Here is a 22,474-nt window from a genome sequence, read left to right on the forward strand (position 1 = left end):
TAACCTGACAACCGAGATTCATGACTATTTGTTGTTAATTCAATATGTGGCCCACAAGTGTTAGGCCGGGTGAGTTAGAGGTTTACCCGTGCCTTCGGTCGTTCCTGTCTCACCGCTTGTAGTTCTCTGTCTTATCGCAGCACTCGTCTCCGGTGCTATCGGGACTGTCGCCTGGCGCGAAGGGACCGAACCCGGGTCGAAGTCGCTGTCTGTGCTTCTGTTTGCAGCGACGCTCTGGGCGGCCTCCTACGCCGTCGCACTCACGACGTTCGACCTCTCCCTCCGGTTTTGGTTTCAACTCCCTATCGAGGTCGCACAGGCCATCATTGCCCCGGCGTGGTTCGCCTTCTCGCTTTCGTACACCGGACGCGGCGAACTCCTCACACGTCGCCTCGTCGCCGGGTTACTCCTGTTTCCGGCGATTACCGTCGTCGCGCTCGTGACGAATCCAATCCACGGACTCCTCTGGACGAACTACCACCTCGACCCAGTTTTCGGCGCGGCGACGGTTCGGTTCGACCCGAGCCTCTGGTATCACCTCCACGCCGTGTACGGCTACGTCATCATCGGTTCCGGTCTCGTCCTCGTGGTCGAGATGCTGGCCGAACGGCTCTCTCGATACCGTTCGCAGGCGGTTGCGCTCGCCATCGGGTCAACTGCGCCGACCGTCGCCCACGTCGCCCACACGTTCGGACTCGGCCCGCTCCGAATGGTGAACTTCACGCCGGTCGCGCTGTCGGTGACGGGCGCGACGTTCGGCTACGCTCTCTATCGGTTCCAGTTGTTCGGTCTCTCGCCTGCGACCGGACGATTGGGTCGTCGGGCCGCCATCGACGACGTCGCTGTGGGCGTGCTCGTCCTCGACCGCGAGAACCGCATCGTCGACGCCAACAAGGCTGCGACGTCGCTTCTCGACCTCGATGCAGCGGTGGCTTTCGACCCGCTTTCGTCGGTGCTTCCCGGTGTCGACCTCGACGACGACCGCCAACTCGTGGACGTGACCGTCGACCGTCGCCGCCGGACCTACGAAGTCACCGTCTCGCCGGTCACGGACCAACACGAGCGGCGTCTCGGGCGGACAGTCACCGTCTCCGACGTGACGGGTCGTGTTCGCCGCCGTCAGCGACTCGAAGTGTTGAACCGCGTCCTTCGGCACAACCTTCGCAACGATATGACGGTCGTCATCGGCTACGCCGATATGGTCTCCGACCGACTCCCACCGGACCAACGGGATGCCGCTGACACGATTCGAGCCCGGTCGAACGAGTTGCTCTCGCTCGGCGAAAAGGCCCGAACGGTCGAACGCGTCATGGCCGGTATCGACGAGGGAAGCCGATTCGACGCCGTCGAGACGGTTCAAGCCGCTGTCTCCACGGTCAACGAGGAGTTCGATGCCAGCACGGTGACTATCGACGCCCCCGAGTCGCTCCCTGTCACGGGAAGCGAGCCAGCGGCCAAACTGCTCGTCCGCGAACTCGTCGAGAACGCGCTTGCACACGGCGGCGGCGACCCGGCCGTTCGTGTGTCACTCTGCGACGTTGGTTCGGACCTCGTTATCTGCGTCGAAGACGACGGTCCCGGCGTCCCCGACTACGAACGGTCGGTCGTCGAAACCGGCAGCGAGTCGCCACTCCAGCATGGAAGCGGACTCGGTCTGTGGGCGGTCCGCTGGACGGTCAATTCCCTCGGTGGGGAACTCGAATTTGACGTGGACGAGGGGACGACGGCGACAGTTCGACTGCCGCACTGGTGTCGTCCCGAAGACGACGCCGCAGCGTCAGAAACGTAAGTGGTTTCGTTGGTCTGTCTTCTGTCTCGTAGATTGCTCTCTCGGGTCGGATGTTCGTAGAACGGTTAGGACGGTCCAGAGAGAGGAGAGTCGAAACGCCTCGCCGCTTCGATTAGTCGCTCTGGATGCGCGGGGCGAGCATGTACGTGATGTTGCCCATCCCTTCGGCAATCTGGTAGTGGAGTTTGACCGGGAACTCTTCGCCGAGTTCGACGGTGACTTCGGCGTCGGCCGGAATCGCCTTGTTCATGTCCTTGAGGTAATCGAGCGAGAACAGCGAGTCGGCGCTACCAGCTTCGATGCTGATGAGGTCCGCCGGGGGAAGCGAGAGGTCGACATCGTCGGTGTCGCCTTCGGCTTCGACGTGGAACGTCTCTTCGGTGCTGTCGACGCGAAGACGGATGTGGTCCGAAACCATGTCGGCCGCCTTGATACCGCGGTCGAGGTGCGTGCCCTCGAGGACGATGTTCGCAGGAAGGTCGAGGTCCGGAATGTCCGGCTCCTGTCGAATCGAATCGGGGTCGATGAGCGCGAGCGTGTACGAGAGTCCGTCGATGCGGATGTTGAGTTTGCGCGTCTCCTCGTCGAGCGTGAGGTGGATGAGGTCACCCGAACCCGCCATGCCAGCGACCTCTTCGAGGCGAGAGAGGTTGACACCGATGACGCCGCCGTCAGCCTCGTAGGATTCGAACGCCGCAGCGTCGAGCGAGAGGTCCACCATACCGACGTTCGCGGGGTCAACGGCACGGATAGAGAGCCTCTCCTCGTTGAGTCGAATCTTACACTCATCGACGAGGACGCTCACAGAGTCGAGCGCGTCCCGGAGCGTCGCGGCACTCACGATGGCCTTGAACATATGTGCCGTCGTACGACATCGGTCTTAAAAATACTCCTGATTTGGGCTCATCATATGATGTTCCCGCACGCCCTCCCGCGTGTGCGCCCCCGTGGCGAATTTGGGGTATCGTGTGCGACGAGGTTGGGGTATCGTGTGCGACGAGGTGGTTCGGGTCTCCTTGTGCGACGGCGAGGTCGATTCCCATGGTCTCCGGACGCCTCACAATGACTCTTATTGGCACGGGTTATCTACTGCTAAAATCCAGAAAAAAGGCGTTGCAGGCTTCGACGCAGTCATATGTCTAATTGTGCAACCGTCTTTGTATGGCGCAACATACGACGCGGTTCAGTCGGTTCGTTCCCGACCGGAGTGATAACAAATGAGTGAACAGACCCGCATCGCGTTCGTCTGTGTCCAGAACGCTGGTCGAAGCCAGATGGCGACGGCGTTCGCTCGACGCGAGCGAGACGAGCGCGACGTCGGCGACCGAATCGACATCGTCACCGGTGGGACCGACCCCGCAGACCACGTCCACGACGAGGTGGTCGAGGTGATGAGTGAGGACGGATTCTCCCTCGAAAACGAGACACCGAGAGCTATCAGCCAAGACGACATCATGGACGTGGATATCGTCGTCACGATGGGCTGTTCCGCCGAGGGAATCTGTCCGATGACGTGGCGCGGCGATGCCCGCGATTGGGCGCTCGACGACCCCGACGGGCAGGAACTCGATGCGGTTCGAGAGATTCGAGACGACATCGAACGCCGTGTGTCCGCGCTGTTCGACGAAGTCGTGGGCGACGACTGACGACTGACGACTGCCGAGTCGTCGGTGACGGATGAATTCTCGTGAGATACGGGTACCGCTGGAATCGGCGCATGACCCGTCTTTGCACACCTCCAATGTAAGCCGAAGGCGGTATACGGCCTGATACGCTACTGACGGGCAACTAACCATGGCGCGCAAGGACCACTACTACAACAAGGCCAAACAGGAGGGCTACCGCGCCCGCTCGGCCTACAAGTTGAAACAACTCGACGAGGACGCCGGACTGTTCGGTCCGGGCAACACCGTCGTCGACCTCGGTGCCGCCCCCGGTGGGTGGCTTCAGGTCGCTTCGGAGAAGGTCGGCGACCACGGCAAGGTCGTCGGCGTCGACCTCCAGCGAATCCGCGACCTCGACCGCCACAACATCGAGACGATTCGCGGCGACATGACCGAAGACGAGACGAAAGAACAATTGACGGACATCATCGGCGAAGCCGGTGCCGACGCCGTCGTCTCCGACATGGCTCCGAACATGACCGGCGAGTACTCGCTGGACCACGCCCGCTCTATCTACCTCGCGCGGCAGGCGTTCGAAGTCGCACAGGAACTCCTCGCAACTGGCGGCGACTTCGCCGTCAAGGTGTTCGACGGACAGGACCTCGCGGACTTCCGCGCCGACATGGAACCGGAGTTCCAGTACGTCCGGTCGATTCGTCCGAAGGCCTCGCGTGACAGTTCGTCAGAACAGTATCTCGTGGGCAAGCACTTCCTCACCGCCCCGGTCCGCACGGGCGACGAACTGGAAGTCGAAATCATCGACGTGGGGAGCGAAGGCGACGGTATCGCGAAAGTCGAAGATTTCACCGTTTTCGTCTCCGACACGGAGACGGGAGACACGCCGACGGTCCGCATCACCGACGTGAAACCGCGGTTTGCGTTCGCCGAGCGAGTCGACGACTGAGCGCGCCGCTCGACGGCTGATTACGACCGACTGTACGGTCAGGAATTAGCGTGCTCGCTTCTTTGCCTTCCTTCCGACTCGACTTGTGTCTAACGTAGACTCCGATTTTGGGAAATCCTTATTTTTGATTGACACGTATTGTGGGATGAGACCTCATGTCAACCAACACTTCGACCGCAGAGTCACGGTCACTGTTCACCGGGCTTCCCTCGGGAATCGTCCCCTACGTCGCGATTCTCGGGGCGCTCGCCTCCGCGTACGTCCACCTCTCGCTGGCACCGGTGGTCATGGAGTTCGATTCGACACAGGCAATCCTGTTCGTCCTCGCCGGTGTCGGCTTCATCGGCGGTATCATCGTCTACTTGATTGACATCCTCCCCGCGCTAAAGCGCGAGGATTCCTCCGTTGGGGGTTCGGGCTATGCCGATTCCACGGAGGCAACTTGCGGGTTTGTGCGCACTTCTTTGGGACTTTCGTGAGGGTGTGGTTTCCCCGACCAGTCGTGGTCGTCCCACTCGAATCGCACGGGCCGTGCCATCGGCCTGACTTCCGTATCGCTGTTTTCTCGAAGGAACGTCTCTGACGCCGTGAGGTCAGCGTGTCCCTCGAATCCGCATGGACACGTCAGCGTATCTCCGTGGCGAACCGTCTCCTCGCAGTCGCCACACTCGGGACACGTCTGACTCGTCCACGCTTCCGACTCAACTTCGAGACTGATGTCGTACTCCTCACAGACGCACGCGAGACGGTGGATGAACTGCTTGAACGCCCAGAAGTTGTGCGTCTTCTCGTTCACCCTGACCGACCAGTGCGTTTCCAGCACGCCGGTCAAATCACCCACGTACACCGTCGTCACGCCCTCGTCGTACAGCCGTTCAACGAGGTTGCGCACCAGCGCATTCTGTGCGTGGTCACGGCGCTTCGTCCGCTGCCGGTACAGCCGTCGAATCCGCTTGGAACTGTAGCGTCCCTCTCGGAGTTTCGACTGTAGGCGGGCGATCTCATCGGTCGTCTCGCGGAACCGTCCGAACAACTCCCGTCCATCGTAGAGGTACTGGTTCCCAGTAGTCGTGGAACAGGCGACGAGATTGTTCGCGCCAACGTCGAGGGCGGCTTCTTCCGAAGCCAGTGGTGAATCCAGTCGAGAATCAGGTACGGTGACTGGTTGGAAAGCCCTGAACGTGTCGCTCACCTCGTCGTACTCAAGTTCCAGACGACCCTGTTTGCCGTCCCACTTCGGGTTGCCTCGGACTTCGAGGCGGAGTCGTTCGTGGTAGCCGAGTCCGTATTCATCTTTCAGTTCTTGCCCGACAGGGATTTCGAGACGGCTACGCTTCCCCCACTCAATCGTGTACTGGTTGCACCGAATGTAGGTGCGGAGTTCGCGTCCGTCCTCCTCGTTGCCCCAGTACGACGGCGGGTTGGCGTCCTCGCCGTTCTCCTTGAGGGCGAAGAACGACCGCCACGCTTCGCTGTTCTTGCGCGTGACCTGTTGAACAGTCGCGCTTCCGACGACACCGTTGTAGCGCCCTCGGTACTCGGACGTGTCCCACACGTCGCCGTCACCGAAGTAGTTCTGACGACGTTCGTAGGTCAGTTCGTTCCACAGAGAGGCGGAGGCATCGAGTAGCCGTAGAAGGCACTCTTTGTCGTTCTCGGTCTGTGGAACCACCTCGAAGGTGTTGACGCGCTTCATTCGTTGCCACCCTCCTGTTCAGCGATGTACTGTTCGACAGCGTCCTTCGAGGCGCTCCCCGCCGTACCGACGTAGTACGAACGAGTCCACTTCACGCGGTCGTCGTACCGCTGGTTGTACTTGCGGGCGGAGATACCCTTAACCCAGTTGACGATGAGTGACGGGGCGTTCTTCGGTGGACTCCCGATGAACAGGTGTACGTGGTCGGGCATGACCTCGGACTCAGCCAGTTCGAGACCCTTGTCCTCACAGATTTCCGCGAAGATGGTTTCGAGACGTTCCTTCGTCTTCCCCGTCAGGTGCGAACGCCGATACTGAGCGGAACCCTGTTCCGCGAGGTCAGCGGAATCTCCGATTCCGTCCGATTTCGGCACGAACACTATGTGGTAGTAGAGTTCATATTTCGCGTGACGGGTGCTCTTCACCATCTGTGCATACTATCACGGCCAGACGGCTTAAAGACTGCGTTGGAACCCCGTCTATGCCATCGACGGTGGTTGAATACTGTTGGTCGGCTTCATCCCCGTCGCCAGACTACGTCTGGCGGGCAACCAGAACGCTTAGCGTTCTGGTAACGCCCTGAAGGGCGAGGCTTTCGCCTCGTATTTCCAGTAAATACTGGCGTCGCGAACTGTACCTCGTCGCGATCGCGTTCGCACTCGCCCAAATCGTAGCGTGGGTCGTTATGGACGGCCCGGTCAACCAGATGGCGATACTCTCGAAGACCAGCGAGGCGGTCTTTTCCGTCGCAGCGGCATACCTCTACTTGAACGACGCTCCGTCGGACGGCCCCGCCGAAGCAACTTGATTTGCGTCCCGACGGCCGAAACTTTCCGTTTCTTCGTTAGTCCTGTATCACGAGCTCGAGTTGGAGTTTAGTCTCACAGCCCTTCCACCCGCCGCGGCAGTGCCCAGTCGCGAGGATATCGCTGAACGACGTGTAGGTCTTGCAGTTCGGACAACGGATTCCCATCTCCATGCCGTCCTTTTCGGTGAGACGGACACGGTGCTCGGCAACCATACAGCATGTGGTATGCTACCAAAAGAGATAAGCCGTCCGACGGCCGTTATAGTCAGTCCGAAACCCAACCGTCGTCGGATGCTTCAGTGCCGTCGCCGAGGAGTGCAACGGTTCCGTAGACGAATGGTGTATCGACGACTGCGATGAGGAGTTTCAGGAGGTATTGCCCGGCGATGAGTCCAATAAGCACGTTCTGCGGGAGCGCTTGTCCGATGCCGAAGACTTTCGGTGCGATGTAGAATGCGACACCGACGAAGATGACCGTGTCGAACGCTTGGCTCGTCGCTGTCGAGGCGATATTTCGAAGCCAGAGGAACGCACCGTCGGTCATCTCGCGGATGCTGTGGAAGACGATTACGTCCCAGTTTTGGCTCACGAGGTACGCGGCCAGACTTCCGGCGATGATGTTCGTCCCAGACGAGAGCACTTTGGTGAACATACCTGCGAACTCGGGGTTTGCGGCGGGTGCTGCGATAGTACTCCAGACGAGTCCGAGGAGAATGAAGTTCATCGCGAATCCGACGTTCACCATCACCTGTGCGGCTCTCCGCCCGTAGAGTTCGGAGTAGCAGTCCGACGCGAAGAACGTAAACGCGTACGCCAGTGCTGCCCCCGGCATAAGAATCGCCGCGCCGACGAACGGGAGTTCTCCGATGAAAGTCGGTAGCGGAATCGCCAGTAACTTCGATGCCGTCAACTGGGCGGTCGTCAGCGCCATGACGAACAGGCCGACGAGAGCTATCTGACCGACGTTTGACCGAACCTCACTCATCTTCGTCGAGTCGGTTGTGTCGCTCGTCAATCTCGTCGAGGATGTCCAACGTCTTCCGAATGGACGCGCGGACCGCATCGCTCCGGTTTACGAACTTCTTGTCGTCGCCAACGTGCTCGTCGAGGTCGGTGAGCAACTCGTCGGGAATCTCGACACTTATCTTAGCCATACTCTGCGATTCTCATGAGAATACTTAACGCCTTTTCAACGGTCTCAGCGTCGATACTCGGAGTTCAATCCGATTCGGTGGTCGGATTGTGGTTACTCCGCCGCTCCGCGAGCGGGTGCAAGGTCCCGACGTCCGCCGATTGTGATTACGAACAGGACCCCGAGACCGATGCCGTACGCAACCATCAGCGGAATCGTCACCATGAACATCGTCGTGATGCTCGCGGGCGTGAAGACTGCCGAGAGGGCGAGGATGAGAACGGTCACTTCGCGCCAGCGGGTCCGCATCATTTCGTAGGTGATGCCCGCGCTGTTCAGAAGTACCATCAGTATCGGTACGTCGGCGAGGAGACCGATTCCGGCGGTGGTGAAGAAGATGAGCCAGAAGAAGTTCGTGATGCGGTAGGAGATAATCATGTTCGCCGCGATGGCGTCTTCGACGAGGAACGTGATGACCATCGGCGCGATGTAGCTATAGCCGAGGGCGAAGCCACCGAGGAGACCGCCGCCGAGCGCGCCGACCCAGAGGTAGATGGTCCGACGACGCCGCCGGACGATGTTCCGCTCGCGGAGCGCGGGCCACGCGAAGTACGCGAGAAGCGGCAGTGTCGCAAACGCCGCTAGAATCGTCGAGAACTTCACTTCGAGGACGAGCGCTTCCATCGGGTGTAGCGTGATGACGCTCCAGACCTCTTCTGGTGTTACTGCGTCCGGGAGGCGATCAAGGAAGTTGTCGTAGACGAATTTGATACCGCCGCTGTAGAGCCAGCCGAAGGTCGTCGCAAGGACGAGCATGAACCAGCCGATGATCCAGAATGCTCGGGAGGTAACCGAATCGACGATGAACGAGACGTCCTTGTAGTAACCACCGATGTCGTCTTCGTCGGTCTCGCCTTCGGTGAGTTCGTCGAAGAACGCGCCGCCAGCGCGGGTCGCCCGGTCTTCGAGTCCGTCCGATTCTTCGGCTTCCGCTTCGGCGGCTTCCCGCTTCGCCTCGGAGTCGTCGAACCGGTCGATGAGCGCCTGCGCCTTTTCCCTGTCACCGTCGTCGATGGCGGCCGAAGCGAGGCCCATGATTTCGTTTTCCTCGCGGTCGGCGAACGCCTCGGGCGGCGCGGCGCGGATTCCGTCCGCGTCGAGCGCCGAGAGGTCGAGTTTCGTGGGGTCACCGACGCCGACCTGCGTCCGCTCGATTTGCTGAATATCGCGGAAGACGAGGTACGCGAGGCCCAGTAAGAGGGCGACGAGAACGCCAGCGACGATGAACGCACTGAGAACCAGTTGCGACCCCGGTTCGAGGAATCTGTACTGACTCCCGACGGCGACGAGCGCATCGTTCGCGAGCTTGATGCCCTCGTACTCGTAGAACGCGTAGACTAAGAGCCCGCCGCCGACGCCGGTGCCGGCGAGGAGGTTCCAGTGTTTTGTTGCGGTGCCTTTCAGGTCTAACTTCTCGCTGCCACGCTTGGCCGTGACGACGACTCGCGCGAGATAGAGACTGAAGGCGTACAGCGAGATGACCGGCACCGCCCACATGATTTGGGTGAACGGGTCCGGCGGCGTGAACAGTGCACCGACAGCGAAGATGCCGACGACCGCGTGCCGCCACTTGTCGCGGAACAGTTCGTAGGGAACGATTTCGGTGTACGACAGGCCGGTCACCGCCAGCGGGAGTTGGCTGGCGAGACCGAACGAAACCGTGAGCAGGAAGATGAACTGTGACCACTTGACGATGGAGTATTTGGGGTCGAATCCCGCGTTGTGCGCACTCCGTGCTAAGAATTCGAAGGTAAAGGGGAAGAATACGAGATACCCGTAGGCGACGCCACCCGCGAACAAGAGGAGCATCGTGAGTCCGATTAAAGCGAGTTTCCACGGCGCGACGGGTGATTTCGGCCATGCGTTGCGTGCTTTCAGCGCATCCCGCGAGAAGTAGATAAACGGCGGAATTGCGAAGATGATGCCCACGACGAGTGCAATCTTTGCCTGTAAGAGGAGTACGTCGAAGGGCGTCTGGGCGATGATTTCGAGGGCACCCTCTGTCGAGGCGTCCATCTTTGCCTTGGTGACCCCCTTAAAGAATTCCCAAACGTAGAGACTGAGTGCGTAGAACGTCCCGAGGAACCCGATCAGAAAGACGATAAAGACCTTCTGAAGGTCTTTTTGCGCCGCTCGAAGCATGGCTCCTGCAGTCTCCCGGCCGGATGCAATTGCCTGTTGGGTGTCCTCGTCGAGGGCACTGGACATACGTACGTGGCGAAAGCAGTCTAGTGGTTATCAATCTTTTTCACCGTCGCCGTGGTTTCGGCTCTTTTTCGCCCCTACGCTCGGCGCAATGCGAAAAGACCTATAACTGGCCGGAAGCGTAGGTCACCTGAATGGCGGACGAGGAGCGCGACACAGGTCTCTCTGCGGTCGACGACGAGACGGACGCCTCAGACGATACCGATGAGTCTTCGTCTAACGGTGGGTCCGAAGACGTGTCCACAGCGGCTGACGAACCCGCTCAGAATCGCGTGACACCACGCGATGAGACCGTCACCGACGGGTCTGTCGACGCCGATGAACCCGACGACGCGGCTACTGCTTCCGTAACCGGCGCAGACGCCGGCATGCCGGAGGACACCGCTTCGGAACTTCGTGACGACGATACTCCGAGCGTGGTCGACGACAACCTCGAAGACGACGGGCTCCTCGGTGGTGCCCCCGAAAGCGACCAAGAGATGCCGCTCACCGCGCACATCGAGGAGATGATTCGCCGGTTGGCGGTCGTCTTTGGCGTCGCGGGTCTGATTACGCTCATCCTCTTCCCCGGCGCGGACATCCTCAACGCGATGGTCGACATCGAGGCCAGACTCGGCATCACGCTGCCGAGCGCGACCGATGTCATCAATTTCCTCTGGAACTCCCACATCCCTGACGCCGCGAACCTTTCGGACCGTCGCCCGCGTCTCTACGGCCCGCTCGAACTCATCCTAACCAAACTCAAGGTTGCGGGTCTCGCCGGAACGGTCATCGGACTCCCGGTGTTCGTCTACGAGACGTACCTCTTCATGCGACCCGGTCTGTACCCCAAAGAGCGGAAATACTACCTCGCGGCCGTCCCGACGAGCCTCGTTCTCGCGCTCGTCGGTGTGGCGTTCTCCCACTTCATCGTTCTCCCGGCCCTTTTCGAGTACCTAACGTCCTACACGCAGGACACGGCGGTTGTCGCGTTCGGTCTCAAAGAGACGTTCAACCTCATTCTCGTCTTGATGGGCTACATGGCCATCGTCTTCCAGATTCCCCTGTTCATCGAGTTGGCTATCATGATGAATCTGGTCACGCGACAGTGGCTGGAAGACCGCCGGCTACTCTTCTGGGGCGCGTTCGCCGGTCTCGCGTTCCTCGTCAGCCCCGACCCAACGGGGATGGCCCCGATTATGATTGCGGCGACGATGATTGCTCTCTTCGAGGGAACGCTCGCGGCCTTGCGGTGGACTGGGAACTGACCGCTATCTTTTCTTTCCGCCGAATTCCGTCTCTTTCCGTTCGAATCCCACCCGTATCCAGCGTGTCGTACGCAGATGGCGAGAATACAGAAAACCTATCGCTGAATAGTTAGAAATATGCTACGATGGCCGAACTGGTCGCGTGGTTGCTGCTCGCCTTCGTCTGGTTCATCGTAAGCGTTTGGGCCGGTCTCGATGCCGCGAAGCACAGTCCCCACAACGCCTTCCTCTGGGGCTTTTCTGTCTTCGTCGGCGGTCTCCTCGGGTTGGCCCTCTATCTGAATCTCGGCAGGGGCGGTTACGGGACCCATCGGAGCGACGCCGACACTCGGTCGCGCGCCCCCATTGAGAAGACACCCAGCCGAAACGAACTCGTCTCATGTCCGAACTGCCACGCGCGGGAGGAAGCAGACCGTGACACCTGTCGCTTTTGCGGCGAACCGCTGGACACGTCGTAGTCTCCGTCCTCCGACGTACTGTCGTTCCCCGGGGAGCGGGTCACGACGAATCGGCCGCCTCTCGCTTGTCCGTTTCTCCCTCATCTGCTTGTCGCTCGCCCGTTTCTCGCTCGTCCGTTTCTCGCTCGTCCGCCGCAACCAACCCCTCGACACGCGTCTTCAGTCCTTCGTTCATCGCGACGAACCCGGCTCTCGTCTCGTCGCCCATGAACCACATGAAGGGGCCGGAAAGTAGTCCCGAAAACGTCTCTGTGTGTTCGAACCGAGTTCGTTCGCCGCCGCCGAGTGGTTCGAGACGGAAGCGATGTTCACCGTCGAACAACCCCGGAACGATGAGGTGTCCGACCCACACGAGTTCACGGTGCCTCTCGCACCGCGTCACGTCGGGTTCGAAGACGGATTCACGCCCACCCGGCGGCATCAGATGAACGGTGAGTGTCGCGCCCTCGTTCGGCCGCCCGGCAATGCGCATGAATGGGTTCCACTCGGGGTAGTGGTCGAAGTCGATGAGTACCTCCCACACCCGCTCCGGCGGGGCGTCTATCTCGATGCTCGTCGTGAGTTCGTACGACATATGTGATATTTCGCGCCCCAACACCGTGAATTTCGCGCGGAACGTTCATTGCGGGTGAGGAGAGACACGGGGGTATGGCAACCCTCCTTCTCGTCCGGCACGGCGAGACGACGTGGAACCGCGCGGGGCGTGTACAGGGGTGGGCCCCTGTCTCGCTCACCGAGCGCGGCCAATCGCAGGCCAGCGCTCTCGCACGCCACGTCGCAGACTCCTACGAGATTGACCGACTCATCTCGTCGGATATCGAACGCGCCCAGGAAACCGCCCGTCCGATTGCCCGCGAACTCGACATTGAACCCGTCCTCGACCCATCGTGGCGCGAACGAGACGTTGGTTCGTTTCAAGGGCTCGAATTCGACGAGCTGACGGCCCGATACCCGCAGTACTCGCTTTCGGCGGTCGGCTCTCCTGCGGCGCGCGAGCGTCCGCCGAGCGGCGAGAGCCTCGTCGAAGTTCGTCGGCGCGTCCTCAACGCACACGAGGGGCTTGCAGACTCGCTTTCGTCCGACGAAACGGTGCTCGTCGTCACACACGGCGCGCCGATTCGGCTCTCACTCGGCGAGATAAAAGGACTCGATATCGTCGAGGCGATGCTGTCGCAATCCCTCGACAATGGCAGTCTGTGCGAAGTCGAAGTCGAAGCCGTCGAGGACGACGAACCACGTATCCACGTCGTCGCAGAAAACGAGACGCGCTTTCTCACAGTATAACGCGGCCGACTATCTCTGGGTCGGGTCGACTATCTCTGGGTCGGGTCGGCTACCTCTGGGTCGGGTCGGCTACCTCCGGGTCGGGCCGGCTACCTCCGGGCCGGGCCGACTATTTCCGCGTCGGGTAGTCCTGCGCGAACACGTCGTCGACGAGGAAGTCCCCGTCTCCGTCGTCTGCCGCACCCTCTTCTGCTGTGTCGTCCTCCGCGGCGGGGCTGACGCTCCCGGTTCGGTAGCCGTGCAGGTCGAGGGTCACGTGGTCGAAGCCGGCGTCTTTCAGGTGGTCACGAGCGGCGCGGACGAAGTCGGCGTCGAGGGCATAGTCCAACTCCTCCGGCGCGACTTCGATTCGGGCAAGCCCGTCGTGGTCGCGGACGCGGAACTGTTCGAAGCCCCACGTCCGGAGAATCGTCTCGGCGCGTTCGACCCGCGAGAGCCGTTCTTCAGTAACTTCGAGACCGGTCGGGATGCGAGAGGAGAGACAGGCCATCGACGGTTTGTCGGCGACAGAGAGGCCGTACTCGTCGGCGATTGCGCGAACCTCGTCTTTCGTGATGTCGTGTGCGAGAAGCGGCGAGAAGACTTCTAACTCCTCGACGGCACGGAGTCCGGGTCGGTGTCCCTCGCCGGGGTCTGAGGCGTTCGTCCCGTCACAGACCGTCTCGATGCCGCGCTCGCGGGCGGCGTCGTACATCCGCCCGAGGCGCATCGTCCGGCAGTGATAACAGCGGTCGTCGTCGTTGACGACGAAGTCCGGATTATCGAGTTCGGAGAATTCGACGGTCACGAATTCGATGCCGATTTCGTCGGCGACGCGCTTTGCATCCGCCAACTCGGCTTCGGGGAGGGTTTCGCTTTTCGCGGTACAGGCGACCGCCTTCTCGCCGAGTGCGTCGTGGGCGAGTGCGGCGACCACACTGGAGTCCACGCCGCCGGAGAAGGCGACGAGGACGCTCTCGCGTTCCGCGAGTTCCGCGCGTACTGCGTCAGCCTTCGCCGCGACGTCTCGCTCGCTCATGGCCTCCCTTTCCGGTGGACGGTCAAAAGCCCCTCGTCCCCGGCCCGAACAACCGCGAAGGGCCGACTGCGGCGCGCTTCCAGCTTTCGCACACCACGTCGTCCCGCAGTTTCCACCCCGCGACTTTTTGTCCTATGCCGCGATAGGTCCGGCCGAATGGACTTCGAGACCATCCCGGGCGTCGGTGAGAAAACCGCTGCAGCGCTCGCGGAACTCGACGACGCCGAACGGGCGCTTACCGACGGCGACGTGGCGGCGCTCGCGCGAGCGCCGGGACTCACGGAAGGGAGAGCGGCGGCCATCGCGCGCGGTGCGATTCGACGGGGCCACGACGACCCCGGCGGGTTCCTCGCGACCGACCGCGCCTCGGAGATTTACCGCGACGCACTCGGTCTCCTCCAAGCCCGAACCGTCACTACCTACGCCGAAAAGCGACTGGAGACGCTCTTTCCGACCGGGTCGGCCTCGCGTATCGAGGAAGTTCGGGCGTTCGCCACCGCTGCGACCGACCTCGAACCCGACCCCGACGTGCTCGCGGCGCTTTCGGGCGTCGAATCGCTTTCGGACCCGAAGCCGCGTCGTATCCGCGAGCGATGTATCGCGACCGCCGACGCGGAACGGTACGCCGCGGCCAAGGAGGCGTTTCCCGAACTCTCTATCGAGGTCGTCGAAAACGCCCGAGACATCAGCGAACTCGCGCGGTCGTACTCGACGGTCGTCGTCCTCGACGAGTCGTTCGCCGGTATCGACGTCGAAGGCGACGTGCGCGTTCTCCCCGACGCCGCCGACCGCACTGACGAAGTTGTCCCCGAGCGATTGCTCGCGTTCTTCGCCGAAAACCGCGAGGCGCTCGAAGCGGCCGCCGAGGTCCACGAAGTCGCGGCTATCGACCCGCCGTGCGACGTGACTGCACTCCGAGACGCACTGTCCCGACTCGACGACGACGGAACCATCGTCGGCGACGACGAACTCGTCCGGCTCTCCAATGCCGCCGATGACATCGACACAGCCGTCTCAACAGCCGAATCGGTCGCTAACGACCACCTTCGCGACGTGATTCGCGAGCGCGACGTGACCATCGAGGGAACCGACTTCCTTTCTCTCGTCGAGCAGGGCGCTCGCGTCGACTCGTTGCTCTCGCGGGAACTCGAAGACGAGTTCGACGAGGCGCTCGCGGCCGCCCGTGACCACTTCGTCGACGCTCTCTCGCTCCGGCCGAGCGAGGCCGCCCTCACGGAGCGTATCTTTCCCGAAGACCCGTCGTTCCCGCTCGGTCACGACGAGGACGCGGTTGGCCGCCTTCGAACCGAACTGAAGGCCGCCCGCGACCGTCGCGCCGCGAAGCTGAAAGCCGACCTCGCCTCGGACCTCGGCGACCTCAGAGAGCCGGTCGAGACGCTAGTCCGCGACGCCCTCGAACTCGACGTTCGACTCGCAGTCTCCCGGTTCGCCCGCGACTTCGACTGCGTCTTCCCCGAGTTCACCGGGCACGCGGGCGACGACGGTCCCGGTACCTTCACCATCGAGACCGGCCGCTCGCCGCTTTTAGACGTGGATTTCGAGGACGTTGACCCCGTCGATTACGAGGTTTCGGGCGTCACGCTTCTCTCGGGCGTCAACAGCGGGGGGAAGACATCGACGCTCGACCTCGTGGGTCTCGTGGTTGTCCTCGCCCACATGGGACTGCCCGTTCCCGCCGAATCGGTCCAACTCTCGCGATTCTCCGAACTTCACTACTACGCCAAGTCGCAGGGGACACTCGACGCCGGAGCCTTCGAGAGCACGCTCCGCGACTTCGCCGCGCTCACCGACGGCGCGGCCGACCGACTCGTCCTCGTCGACGAGTTAGAGAGCATCACCGAACCCGGCGCGTCGGCGAAGATTATCGCCGGTATCCTCGAAGAACTCGCCGAGCAGGGCGCGGCCGCCGTGTTCGTCTCGCACCTCGCGGGCGGCATCCGCGAGGCCGCGGACGTTGCGGTCGCAGTCGACGGTATCGAAGCCGTCGGTCTCGAAAACGGCGAACTCGTCGTGAACCGCTCACCCGTCAAGGACCACCTCGCGCGGTCGACACCCGAGTTGATTGTCGAGAAGTTGGCCGGAGAGAGCGAGACGAGTTTCTACGGGCGATTACTGGAAAAGTTCTAAAATCTGCGCTCAATCCTCAGTCCACCACTTCTCCCGAAGCAACCCGTACCGAATCAAATCACGGTGCGCGCCATCGACGTACATGAGTTTCCGCTGTCGACCCTCTTCGACGAACCCGAGTGACTCCAAAAGGCCGCGAGAGGCGTCGTTGAAGTCGAACACGCCCGCGCCGACCGCGGGTGTATCGTGGGTCCGAAAGACGTAGTCGATGACGAGCGAGACGGCCTCTTTTCCGTAGCCTTCGCCGTGGACCTCCGGAATCAGCCAGTAGCCGAGTTCCGGGCGCTTGTAGTGCGCGTCGGCGACGCTCACCTGTCCAATTCTCGTGATGTCGGCCTCGTCGGATTCGACTGCGTCGGCCTCGTCGGATTCGAGACAGACGAGAAACTGGTCGGGGGCGTTTCGCTCGTCGGATATCTCGTACTGCTCGCGGTTCATGACCGGATTGCCGAGCGTGTACCGGAGTTCGGGATTCGCGGCCGCACGCTGGATAAACGGGATGTCTTCGGTTTCGACGGTTCGGAGGGTCACTCGCTCGCCGCTCGTGATGACTGCGCCGGGCATGGGTGGAGTGGCGAGGGAGTCGCAATACGCTTTCTGTGTCCGTACTACTGGTCGGGACAGTATTCGGTTGAAAAACTGTCTTCGATAACCGTCTGTAGGTGCATTTCGAACCACTTCGGTGCGTCAGGACCGGGTTTTCGATAGGGTCCTCGGCCGTTTTCGATGTCGGCGTCGATGTACGAACAGCCATCCCACGCGTAATCCTCCGGCGGGAGACGCCGGTCGAGACTCGCTTCGCTGTCCGCCTCCGCTAACTGGAGACGGTAGTGTGCTGGTTCGACCGACCAGTCGGGCGTAAACGAAGCGACGGAACTCGAATCTTCACTCGACAACGGCCCCAGTGAGACTTCCTCGTCGAGGACGAGTTGCGACTCTCGGAACAATTTCAGCTGAACTGTTGCCGGGTACTCCGTCCAGTTGTGGAGACGCACACCCGTCATCGCCACTTTCGGACGAGTTTCAAGCACTTGTCCAACGCACCCACTGGTTCCTGCTGCGAGAACCGCGAGCATCGCCCGTCTTGAGAGTGAGTCGTGAGTCATTGGTCACAGACGCGAGCATGATGAACTGGCTGCTATTTCATCACTACATTTGACATTTTGTTTCAGATTGCTATGGTTTTGTCGGCGCCCCCAATTGACATCGTCCGACGTCAGTCAGTAGATTGTTAACCAATCTTATCTTTCGCCAGCAAACTCTCTAATGCTGGAATCGACGCCGACCACCCGCCTTCTTTTATTACACTTCATAGACAATATTCAGTTCATGCCCTCCAACCGACTCACGCCCGAAGAGCAGTACGAAATTACGTATCGGGCCATGAAGAACGCCCTCTGGCACGTACTCGGGACGAGTGTGTACCTGGTGTTTCTCATCTTCGCGGCCGCTATCGGACTGCTGACCTTCGCGCTTCCCGCGTTGGGGTCGTTCGCGCAGGGAAACTCCGGACTGTTCGTTCTCGGGGTCGGTCTCCTCGGCGTCTTCATCGCCGGATTCGCGTTCTACCGTATTTACCAACTCCTTCAGTAGGCGGCGTCCGACGCTCGAACTCTCCGTTCAGTTCGACGCTCGACTTTCTAGTTTCGTCCGCCTCCCGTCCGACGGTATCCGGTAAACGATTAAGTCCCCTGCGCGTGGTACTATACTCGATGAGGGAGGACCCCGAAGAGGGGATGCTGTCGTGGGACGAGACGGTGTTTCGCGACGAACACGTCTTCGAGATTGACCACGTTCCGGAGACGTTCAACCACCGCGAGAGCCAACTCCGGAGCCTGAAGTACGCGCTTCGCCCGGCGGTTCGCGGCTCTCGCCCCCTGAACACGATGGTTCGTGGTCCACCGGGCACGGGCAAGACCACCGCGGTACAGAAACTCTTCGGCGAGTTGGGCACGCAGTCTGGCGTCCGAACTGTCCGGGTGAACTGCCAGGTCGATTCGACCCGCTACGCGGTCTTCTCGCGGGTCTTCGAGCATATCTTCGAGTACGAACCCCCGTCGTCGGGTATCTCGTTCAAGAAGTTGTTCGGCCAGATTACCGACCGTCTCGTGGAAGACGACGAAGTGCTCGTCGTCGCCCTCGACGATGTGAATTACCTGTTCTACGAGAACGAGGCCTCCGATACGCTCTACTCGCTCCTTCGCGCCCACGAGGCGCACTCCGGGGCGCGTATCGGTGTCATCATCATCTCGTCGGACCTCTCGCTCGATGTCATCGACGAACTCGACGGGCGCGTCCAGAGCGTCTTCCGGCCCGAAGAGGTGTTTTTCCCGCGCTACGACGTGGACGAAATCGTCGATATCCTCCGCGGCCGGACCAAACGCGGTTTCCACGAGGATGTCATCGGCGCGCCGGAACTCGATAAAGTCGCCGAGTTCACTGCCGATAGCGGCGACCTGCGCGTCGGCATCGACTTGCTCCGCCGTGCTGGTCTCCACGCCGAGATGCGCGCCTCCAGAACGGTCGATATGGAGGACGTGGAGGCTGCCTACGATAAGTCGAAGTACGTCCATCTCTCACGGTGCCTTCGTGGGCTTTCGGACCCCGAGCGCGAACTGGTCCGCGTCGTCGCCGAGTTCGACGGCGAACGCGCCGGCGAGGTCTACGAGGCGTTCAACGAGGAGACCGGACTGGGTTACACGCGCTACTCCGAACTCGTGAACAAACTCGACCAACTCGGCGTTATCGAAGCGCGGTACACCGAAATCGAAGGCCGCGGCCGAACGCGTTCTATCTCGCTGGCCTACGACGCCGACGCCGTCTTGGACCGACTCTGAGGCGGTCGTCAGAGTCATCACGCGGACCTAACCGCGTCCATTTTTACTCGCCGCGCGAGTCGCCTGAGATATGAAAACTACCGGCGGAACCGACGAGCAGAAGCGCCGCGCCGCGGAGCGGGCGGTCGAAGCAGTCGAAGACGGCATGGTTGTCGGCCTCGGCACCGGGAGCACGACGGCGTTCGCCATCCGAGCCATCGGCGACCTCGTGGCCGACGGACTGGACGTTCGAGGCGTTCCGACCTCCTTTGCGTCCCGCGAACTCGCTCGCGAGTGTGGGATTCCGCTCGTCGACCTCGATGAAGTGGACGTTATCGACCTCGCAATCGACGGGGCCGACCAGGTAGAAACGACCGACGGCGCGCTCGTCAAAGGCGGCGGCGCGGCACATGCCCGCGAGAAAGTAGTCGATGCGTTCGCAGACCGTTTTCTCGTCGTCGCCGACCCCTCGAAGACCGCGGAGACACTTTCACACCCGATTCCGGTCGAAGTGTTGCCATCTGCTCGGAGCACCGTCGCGGCCACCGTCACGGACCTCGGCGGCGACCCGACGCTCCGCCGCGCCGAAAAGAAAGACGGCCCGGTCGTCACCGACAACGGGAACCTCGTCCTCGACTGCGATTTCGGGACTATCGACGACCCTAACTCGCTCGCAACGTCGCTCTCGAAGATGCCCGGCGTCGTCGAACACGGCATTTTCGCCGGACTCGCAGAGACGGTCTACGTCGGCACCGACGACGGCGTCGATAGCATCGAGTTGTAACTCGGAAGCCAGCTACTCGCTCGATTCGATTTCTTCCGTGGACGACGCAGTCGCTCTACGGTCGGTTATAAAAGAACGAGAGGTCTAAGACCGATTTACAGGTCGCGGGGCTGGACCGTCTTACGGTCGTTCTGCTCAGCACGGCGAGCAGCGTCTTCGAGAAGCTCCTTGACTTCCCCGTCGAGAGCGTCGTAGAAGTCCGAGGCCACGTTCTTGTCGTTGAGCGCTTCCTTGACGGCTGCCTTGACAATGAGGTCTGCCATACAGGATGTCCTACCGATTCCCCTTTAATAAATTTTCCTATATTGGACGTTAATACCGCCGTATTTGGCGGTTATGGCGCTTCTATGAGGACGGATTTCGAAGGAACAATCTCCACTTATATATTCTTTCCCTTGCTGAGCAAGAACGACGGGTATGAGTACGCCTCGGGCCAACGTGCGGCCATGCGCGACATTCTGGATGCCGTCGCGGACGGTTCTCTCTCGCCCGCGGAGGCTGAAGTACAACTCGCGGGGTACGCGACGACCGGTGCCGGACGATTCGACGCCGCCCGAGAGACGCGACGCGGGCTTCCCGAAGCGATTCTCGCGGAAGGAAAAACGCCCGACGAGACTGCGACGCTCGCCGTCGCGGCGGTCGAGACGAGCGGCCGTGCGCTCGTCACACGCGCCAGCCCCGACCACGCCGAGGCCGTCGCCGACGCGCTCCCCGAGTGCGATATCGACCGCGACGCCCGAGCGAAGACGGTCGTCGCCTGTGATTCGTCGTTCGAGCGCCCGGAACTCGATGCCACCGTCACTATCGTCACCGGCGGCACCTCGGACGCCGAGGCCGCGGGCGAAGCGGCCGTCGTGCTCCGCGAGATGGGCGCAAATGTCGAACGCATCGAAGATGTCGGCGTTGCCCACCTCGGCCGCGTTCTCGATCACCTCGACAGCCTCCGCGATGCCGACGTGCTCATCGTCGCCGCCGGACGTGAGGGTGCGCTTCCCACCGTCGTCGCCGGTCTCGTCGATACGCCTGTCATTGGTCTCCCTGTCTCTACCGGCTACGGACAGGGGGGTGATGGCGAAGCGGCAGTTCTGGGGATGCTTCAGTCGTGTACCGTCCTTTCGGTGGTGAACGTCGACGCCGGGTTTATCGCGGGTTCGCAGGCGGGATTGATTGCTCGTGCGGTGGCGGGTGCCCGTGCAGAGTAGGATTGTCTTGGGTTGTGTCGTGGCTCGCAATTCGCACCCTCTCGTCCTACACGAGAAAATCACTCGACTGTCTAATATTCACCCTAGATCTGCTCGCTGGAAGCGGTAATAGCCGAGTAGCATCGGTCCCGCCCCGAATACGACGAGAATACAGATCCCAAATACGTTCGGGAGTGTGTTGGTTATCTGCGTCGTCGGGTCCACCAGCGAGGTAATCCACCGGCCGCTCGACTGGAACGTCTGTATTGGATTCACTCGTCCAGCGTAGCGAACCCAGAGCGGTCCACTCGCGGTTCCGAGGGTGGCGTACGCGTCTGTCGACGTACTTCCCGTGAAGAGGAGTGCAAATACTGGTTGGACGAGTGCTCCCCAAATATCCACAAGCGTACTGAGCGAAAGGTACGTCACAGCGAGTGCCGCTAACACGCGATACTGCGTCGAGAACGTCGCTGACAGTCCGATTGTGAAACAGGTCCAGACGATTGCGTAGAAAATCATCCAGAGCGCGATTGGCGTATACAGTCCCAGATAGTGCTCTCCGGTTCGAAGGAGCAGAATACCTTCGAGCATAATGAGGATGGGTACTAATGTGAGTAAAACCACTGTCAGGCGAGAAACTAATTTCCCGAGTATCAGGTCTCTTCGAGTGCCGGGCAGGCCGAGAACTAACCGTATCGTTCCCGCCTCCCGTTCGCTTACAATCGCGTTGTAGCTGATTACAGCAACAAGGATGACGAGATACATCCTGAAATCGAGTGGTAAATTCGCAATCCGTGTTTCAACGGAATGCACACTTGACCCAAGTAGTCCCCAAAACGTTGGGACCATAAGTAGTGTCACGAGGGCGAATGCGCCCCAAACGAGACGGTCGCGAAACACGTGCCGGAGGTCTTCGAGTGCGATAGTGGACACTCGGGAACTCATGCGATAGCCTCCGAATCGGTGACAGCGAGAAACAGTTCCTCCAGCGACGGTGACTTAATGCTGATATCTACAATATTTGAATCGGTATCGACGTACTCGATCGCGTTCACCTTCGCTGTCGAGTCCGTGCACGTGACTTCTACGACGTTGTCTTGCATAGAAATACTCGCAACGCCTTCGATTTGCGCTAAACACCCCTCGTCTAGTGTCTCGTCAACTTCGATTTCTATGACTTCGTGGGTTCCAGTGGCCGATTTAAGCGAATCGACCGTATCGACCTTTTCTGCACAACGTGAATCACGTGTGAACTCTCTGTTTGGGCGCAATATCTGACG

26 protein-coding genes and 1 pseudogene are annotated in these 22,474 nt (G+C 60.9%); 13 read left to right on the top strand and 14 right to left on the bottom strand.

Annotated elements, in window-relative coordinates; all coding sequences use genetic code 11:
* Positions 1 to 88 precede the first annotated feature (88 nt).
* The gene (locus HFX_RS00860) at positions 89 to 1,789 is read left to right on the top strand and encodes a histidine kinase N-terminal 7TM domain-containing protein (protein ID WP_004058479.1); all 1,701 of its coding nucleotides are present in this window, start codon (positions 89 to 91) and stop codon (positions 1,787 to 1,789) included.
* Positions 1,790 to 1,901: 112 nt separating this feature from the next.
* On the opposite strand, the gene HFX_RS00865 is transcribed toward HFX_RS00860, so the two are convergent.
* The gene (locus HFX_RS00865) at positions 1,902 to 2,645 is read right to left on the bottom strand and encodes a DNA polymerase sliding clamp (RefSeq protein WP_004058477.1); all 744 of its coding nucleotides are present in this window, start codon (positions 2,643 to 2,645) and stop codon (positions 1,902 to 1,904) included.
* Between the two features lie 361 nt (positions 2,646 to 3,006).
* On the opposite strand from HFX_RS00865, the gene HFX_RS00870 reads away from it, so the two are divergent.
* From HFX_RS00870 to HFX_RS20255, 3 genes are all read left to right on the top strand, one after another.
* A complete protein-coding gene (locus HFX_RS00870) occupies positions 3,007 to 3,435 on the top strand; it encodes an arsenate-mycothiol transferase ArsC (protein WP_004058475.1) in 429 nt (142 codons plus the stop codon).
* Between the two features lie 148 nt (positions 3,436 to 3,583).
* Positions 3,584 to 4,357: a 23S rRNA (uridine(2552)-2'-O)-methyltransferase gene (locus tag HFX_RS00875; RefSeq protein WP_004058473.1), complete on the top strand. Its 774-nt coding sequence runs from the start codon at positions 3,584 to 3,586 to the stop codon at positions 4,355 to 4,357.
* Between the two features lie 155 nt (positions 4,358 to 4,512).
* Entirely contained in the window at positions 4,513 to 4,836 is a 324-nt protein-coding gene (locus HFX_RS20255) for a DUF7475 family protein (protein WP_014732053.1), read from the top strand.
* On the opposite strand, the gene HFX_RS00885 is transcribed toward HFX_RS20255, so the two are convergent.
* Complete coding sequence (locus tag HFX_RS00885) at positions 4,776 to 6,053, bottom strand: IS200/IS605 family transposon protein TnpB (protein ID WP_004058469.1); 1,278 nt, start codon at positions 6,051 to 6,053, stop codon at positions 4,776 to 4,778. The genes HFX_RS20255 and HFX_RS00885 overlap by 61 nt on opposite strands.
* A complete protein-coding gene (gene tnpA / locus HFX_RS00890; RefSeq protein WP_004058466.1) occupies positions 6,050 to 6,481 on the bottom strand; it encodes an IS200/IS605 family transposase in 432 nt (143 codons plus the stop codon). The genes HFX_RS00885 and tnpA overlap by 4 nt, the downstream gene beginning before the upstream one ends.
* A 182-nt stretch (positions 6,482 to 6,663) precedes the next feature.
* Here tnpA and HFX_RS20535 point away from each other — a divergent pair.
* Positions 6,664 to 6,861 (top strand): annotated as a pseudogene (locus tag HFX_RS20535) (DUF7475 family protein); the annotation flags it as partial.
* Between the two features lie 36 nt (positions 6,862 to 6,897).
* Here HFX_RS20535 and HFX_RS19900 read toward each other — a convergent pair.
* From HFX_RS19900 to tatC, 4 genes are all read right to left on the bottom strand, one after another.
* The gene (locus tag HFX_RS19900; protein ID WP_004058461.1) at positions 6,898 to 7,074 is read right to left on the bottom strand and encodes a hypothetical protein; all 177 of its coding nucleotides are present in this window, start codon (positions 7,072 to 7,074) and stop codon (positions 6,898 to 6,900) included.
* A 52-nt stretch (positions 7,075 to 7,126) separates the two neighbouring features.
* A complete protein-coding gene (locus HFX_RS00900; RefSeq protein WP_004058459.1) occupies positions 7,127 to 7,846 on the bottom strand; it encodes a queuosine precursor transporter in 720 nt (239 codons plus the stop codon).
* On the bottom strand, positions 7,839 to 8,015 hold the full coding sequence (locus HFX_RS00905) for a ribbon-helix-helix domain-containing protein (protein WP_004058458.1): 177 nt from the start codon (positions 8,013 to 8,015) through the stop codon (positions 7,839 to 7,841). Before HFX_RS00905 ends, HFX_RS00900 begins: the two co-directional genes overlap by 8 nt.
* 92 nt (positions 8,016 to 8,107) lie before the next feature.
* Positions 8,108 to 10,261, bottom strand: coding sequence for a twin-arginine translocase subunit TatC (tatC, locus tag HFX_RS00910; RefSeq protein ID WP_004058456.1), 2,154 nt, complete (start codon positions 10,259 to 10,261; stop codon positions 8,108 to 8,110).
* Positions 10,262 to 10,392: 131 nt separating this feature from the next.
* Here tatC and HFX_RS00915 point away from each other — a divergent pair, with 131 nt between their 5' ends.
* Together HFX_RS00915 and HFX_RS00920 are read left to right on the top strand one after the other, a co-directional pair.
* Positions 10,393 to 11,505 carry a twin-arginine translocase subunit TatC gene (locus HFX_RS00915; RefSeq protein WP_004058454.1) on the top strand — a complete coding sequence of 371 codons (1,113 nt, stop codon included), beginning with the start codon at positions 10,393 to 10,395 and terminating at the stop codon, positions 11,503 to 11,505.
* A 125-nt stretch (positions 11,506 to 11,630) separates the two neighbouring features.
* Positions 11,631 to 11,963, top strand: a complete 333-nt coding sequence (locus HFX_RS00920; protein ID WP_004058452.1) for a hypothetical protein — start codon at positions 11,631 to 11,633, stop codon at positions 11,961 to 11,963.
* Between the two features lie 40 nt (positions 11,964 to 12,003).
* Here HFX_RS00920 and HFX_RS00925 read toward each other — a convergent pair whose 3' ends face one another.
* Positions 12,004 to 12,537 (bottom strand): SRPBCC domain-containing protein, encoded by a 534-nt coding sequence (locus tag HFX_RS00925; RefSeq protein WP_004058450.1) that lies wholly within the window; start codon positions 12,535 to 12,537, stop codon positions 12,004 to 12,006.
* 74 nt (positions 12,538 to 12,611) lie between these two features.
* Here HFX_RS00925 and HFX_RS00930 point away from each other — a divergent pair, with 74 nt between their 5' ends.
* Positions 12,612 to 13,247, top strand: coding sequence for a histidine phosphatase family protein (locus HFX_RS00930; protein WP_004058448.1), 636 nt, complete (start codon positions 12,612 to 12,614; stop codon positions 13,245 to 13,247).
* Positions 13,248 to 13,356: 109 nt separating this feature from the next.
* Here the strand turns inward: HFX_RS00930 and larE are convergent, their stop codons facing one another.
* A complete protein-coding gene (larE, locus tag HFX_RS00935) occupies positions 13,357 to 14,265 on the bottom strand; it encodes an ATP-dependent sacrificial sulfur transferase LarE (RefSeq protein ID WP_004058446.1) in 909 nt (302 codons plus the stop codon).
* A gap of 156 nt (positions 14,266 to 14,421) precedes the next feature.
* On the opposite strand from larE, the gene HFX_RS00940 reads away from it, so the two are divergent.
* On the top strand, positions 14,422 to 16,413 hold the full coding sequence (locus HFX_RS00940) for a MutS-related protein (protein ID WP_004058443.1): 1,992 nt from the start codon (positions 14,422 to 14,424) through the stop codon (positions 16,411 to 16,413).
* A 9-nt stretch (positions 16,414 to 16,422) separates the two neighbouring features.
* Here HFX_RS00940 and HFX_RS00945 read toward each other — a convergent pair whose 3' ends face one another.
* Together HFX_RS00945 and HFX_RS00950 are read right to left on the bottom strand one after the other, a co-directional pair.
* Complete coding sequence (locus HFX_RS00945) at positions 16,423 to 16,977, bottom strand: GNAT family N-acetyltransferase (RefSeq protein ID WP_004058441.1); 555 nt, start codon at positions 16,975 to 16,977, stop codon at positions 16,423 to 16,425.
* A 44-nt stretch (positions 16,978 to 17,021) separates the two neighbouring features.
* A complete protein-coding gene (locus tag HFX_RS00950) occupies positions 17,022 to 17,519 on the bottom strand; it encodes a hypothetical protein (protein ID WP_137685656.1) in 498 nt (165 codons plus the stop codon).
* A gap of 223 nt (positions 17,520 to 17,742) precedes the next feature.
* Here HFX_RS00950 and HFX_RS00955 point away from each other — a divergent pair, with 223 nt between their 5' ends.
* The 3 genes from HFX_RS00955 (at position 17,743) to rpiA (ending at position 20,013) form a co-directional block, all read left to right on the top strand.
* Positions 17,743 to 18,006 (top strand): hypothetical protein, encoded by a 264-nt coding sequence (locus HFX_RS00955; RefSeq protein ID WP_049917451.1) that lies wholly within the window; start codon positions 17,743 to 17,745, stop codon positions 18,004 to 18,006.
* A gap of 119 nt (positions 18,007 to 18,125) precedes the next feature.
* Entirely contained in the window at positions 18,126 to 19,250 is a 1,125-nt protein-coding gene (locus HFX_RS00960) for an ORC1-type DNA replication protein (RefSeq protein ID WP_004058436.1), read from the top strand.
* 70 nt (positions 19,251 to 19,320) lie between these two features.
* Entirely contained in the window at positions 19,321 to 20,013 is a 693-nt protein-coding gene (gene rpiA, locus HFX_RS00965) for a ribose-5-phosphate isomerase RpiA (RefSeq protein WP_004058433.1), read from the top strand.
* Positions 20,014 to 20,108: 95 nt separating this feature from the next.
* Here rpiA and HFX_RS00970 read toward each other — a convergent pair whose 3' ends face one another.
* Positions 20,109 to 20,276: a DUF1931 family protein gene (locus HFX_RS00970; RefSeq protein ID WP_004058431.1), complete on the bottom strand. Its 168-nt coding sequence runs from the start codon at positions 20,274 to 20,276 to the stop codon at positions 20,109 to 20,111.
* Positions 20,277 to 20,459: 183 nt separating this feature from the next.
* Here HFX_RS00970 and larB point away from each other — a divergent pair, with 183 nt between their 5' ends.
* Entirely contained in the window at positions 20,460 to 21,215 is a 756-nt protein-coding gene (gene larB, locus HFX_RS00975) for a nickel pincer cofactor biosynthesis protein LarB (protein ID WP_014732056.1), read from the top strand.
* 78 nt (positions 21,216 to 21,293) lie between these two features.
* Here the strand turns inward: larB and HFX_RS19025 are convergent, their stop codons facing one another.
* Positions 21,294 to 22,139, bottom strand: a complete 846-nt coding sequence (locus tag HFX_RS19025) for an ABC transporter permease subunit (RefSeq protein ID WP_081603716.1) — start codon at positions 22,137 to 22,139, stop codon at positions 21,294 to 21,296.
* Positions 22,136 to 22,465 (bottom strand): ATP-binding protein DrrA1-3 family domain-containing protein, encoded by a 330-nt coding sequence (locus HFX_RS19030; RefSeq protein WP_014732058.1) that lies wholly within the window; start codon positions 22,463 to 22,465, stop codon positions 22,136 to 22,138. Before HFX_RS19030 ends, HFX_RS19025 begins: the two co-directional genes overlap by 4 nt.
* Positions 22,466 to 22,474: the final 9 nt, after the last annotated feature.

The sequence above is a fragment of the Haloferax mediterranei ATCC 33500 genome (genome assembly GCF_000306765.2).
GTDB classification, from domain to species: Archaea; Halobacteriota; Halobacteria; order Halobacteriales; family Haloferacaceae; genus Haloferax; species Haloferax mediterranei.

Bases quoted from the DNA above. Each gene is read 5' to 3' on its own strand.
- HFX_RS00865 (WP_004058477.1), bottom strand. From the start codon at position 2,645: ATGTTCAAGGCCATCGTGAGTGCCGCGACGCTCCGGGACGCGCTCGAC.
- HFX_RS00870 (WP_004058475.1), top strand. From the start codon at position 3,007: ATGAGTGAACAGACCCGCATCGCGTTCGTCTGTGTCCAGAACGCTGGT.
- HFX_RS00875 (WP_004058473.1), top strand. From the start codon at position 3,584: ATGGCGCGCAAGGACCACTACTACAACAAGGCCAAACAGGAGGGCTAC.
- HFX_RS20255 (WP_014732053.1), top strand. From the start codon at position 4,513: ATGTCAACCAACACTTCGACCGCAGAGTCACGGTCACTGTTCACCGGG.
- HFX_RS00885 (WP_004058469.1), bottom strand. From the start codon at position 6,053: ATGAAGCGCGTCAACACCTTCGAGGTGGTTCCACAGACCGAGAACGAC.
- tnpA (WP_004058466.1), bottom strand. From the start codon at position 6,481: ATGGTGAAGAGCACCCGTCACGCGAAATATGAACTCTACTACCACATA.
- HFX_RS19900 (WP_004058461.1), bottom strand. From the start codon at position 7,074: ATGGTTGCCGAGCACCGTGTCCGTCTCACCGAAAAGGACGGCATGGAG.
- HFX_RS00900 (WP_004058459.1), bottom strand. From the start codon at position 7,846: ATGAGTGAGGTTCGGTCAAACGTCGGTCAGATAGCTCTCGTCGGCCTG.
- HFX_RS00905 (WP_004058458.1), bottom strand. From the start codon at position 8,015: ATGGCTAAGATAAGTGTCGAGATTCCCGACGAGTTGCTCACCGACCTC.
- tatC (WP_004058456.1), bottom strand. From the start codon at position 10,261: ATGTCCAGTGCCCTCGACGAGGACACCCAACAGGCAATTGCATCCGGC.
- HFX_RS00915 (WP_004058454.1), top strand. From the start codon at position 10,393: ATGGCGGACGAGGAGCGCGACACAGGTCTCTCTGCGGTCGACGACGAG.
- HFX_RS00920 (WP_004058452.1), top strand. From the start codon at position 11,631: ATGGCCGAACTGGTCGCGTGGTTGCTGCTCGCCTTCGTCTGGTTCATC.
- HFX_RS00925 (WP_004058450.1), bottom strand. From the start codon at position 12,537: ATGTCGTACGAACTCACGACGAGCATCGAGATAGACGCCCCGCCGGAG.
- HFX_RS00930 (WP_004058448.1), top strand. From the start codon at position 12,612: ATGGCAACCCTCCTTCTCGTCCGGCACGGCGAGACGACGTGGAACCGC.
- larE (WP_004058446.1), bottom strand. From the start codon at position 14,265: ATGAGCGAGCGAGACGTCGCGGCGAAGGCTGACGCAGTACGCGCGGAA.
- HFX_RS00940 (WP_004058443.1), top strand. From the start codon at position 14,422: ATGGACTTCGAGACCATCCCGGGCGTCGGTGAGAAAACCGCTGCAGCG.
- HFX_RS00945 (WP_004058441.1), bottom strand. From the start codon at position 16,977: ATGCCCGGCGCAGTCATCACGAGCGGCGAGCGAGTGACCCTCCGAACC.
- HFX_RS00950 (WP_137685656.1), bottom strand. From the start codon at position 17,519: ATGACTCACGACTCACTCTCAAGACGGGCGATGCTCGCGGTTCTCGCA.
- HFX_RS00955 (WP_049917451.1), top strand. From the start codon at position 17,743: ATGCCCTCCAACCGACTCACGCCCGAAGAGCAGTACGAAATTACGTAT.
- HFX_RS00960 (WP_004058436.1), top strand. From the start codon at position 18,126: ATGAGGGAGGACCCCGAAGAGGGGATGCTGTCGTGGGACGAGACGGTG.
- rpiA (WP_004058433.1), top strand. From the start codon at position 19,321: ATGAAAACTACCGGCGGAACCGACGAGCAGAAGCGCCGCGCCGCGGAG.
- HFX_RS00970 (WP_004058431.1), bottom strand. From the start codon at position 20,276: ATGGCAGACCTCATTGTCAAGGCAGCCGTCAAGGAAGCGCTCAACGAC.
- larB (WP_014732056.1), top strand. From the start codon at position 20,460: ATGCGCGACATTCTGGATGCCGTCGCGGACGGTTCTCTCTCGCCCGCG.
- HFX_RS19025 (WP_081603716.1), bottom strand. From the start codon at position 22,139: ATGAGTTCCCGAGTGTCCACTATCGCACTCGAAGACCTCCGGCACGTG.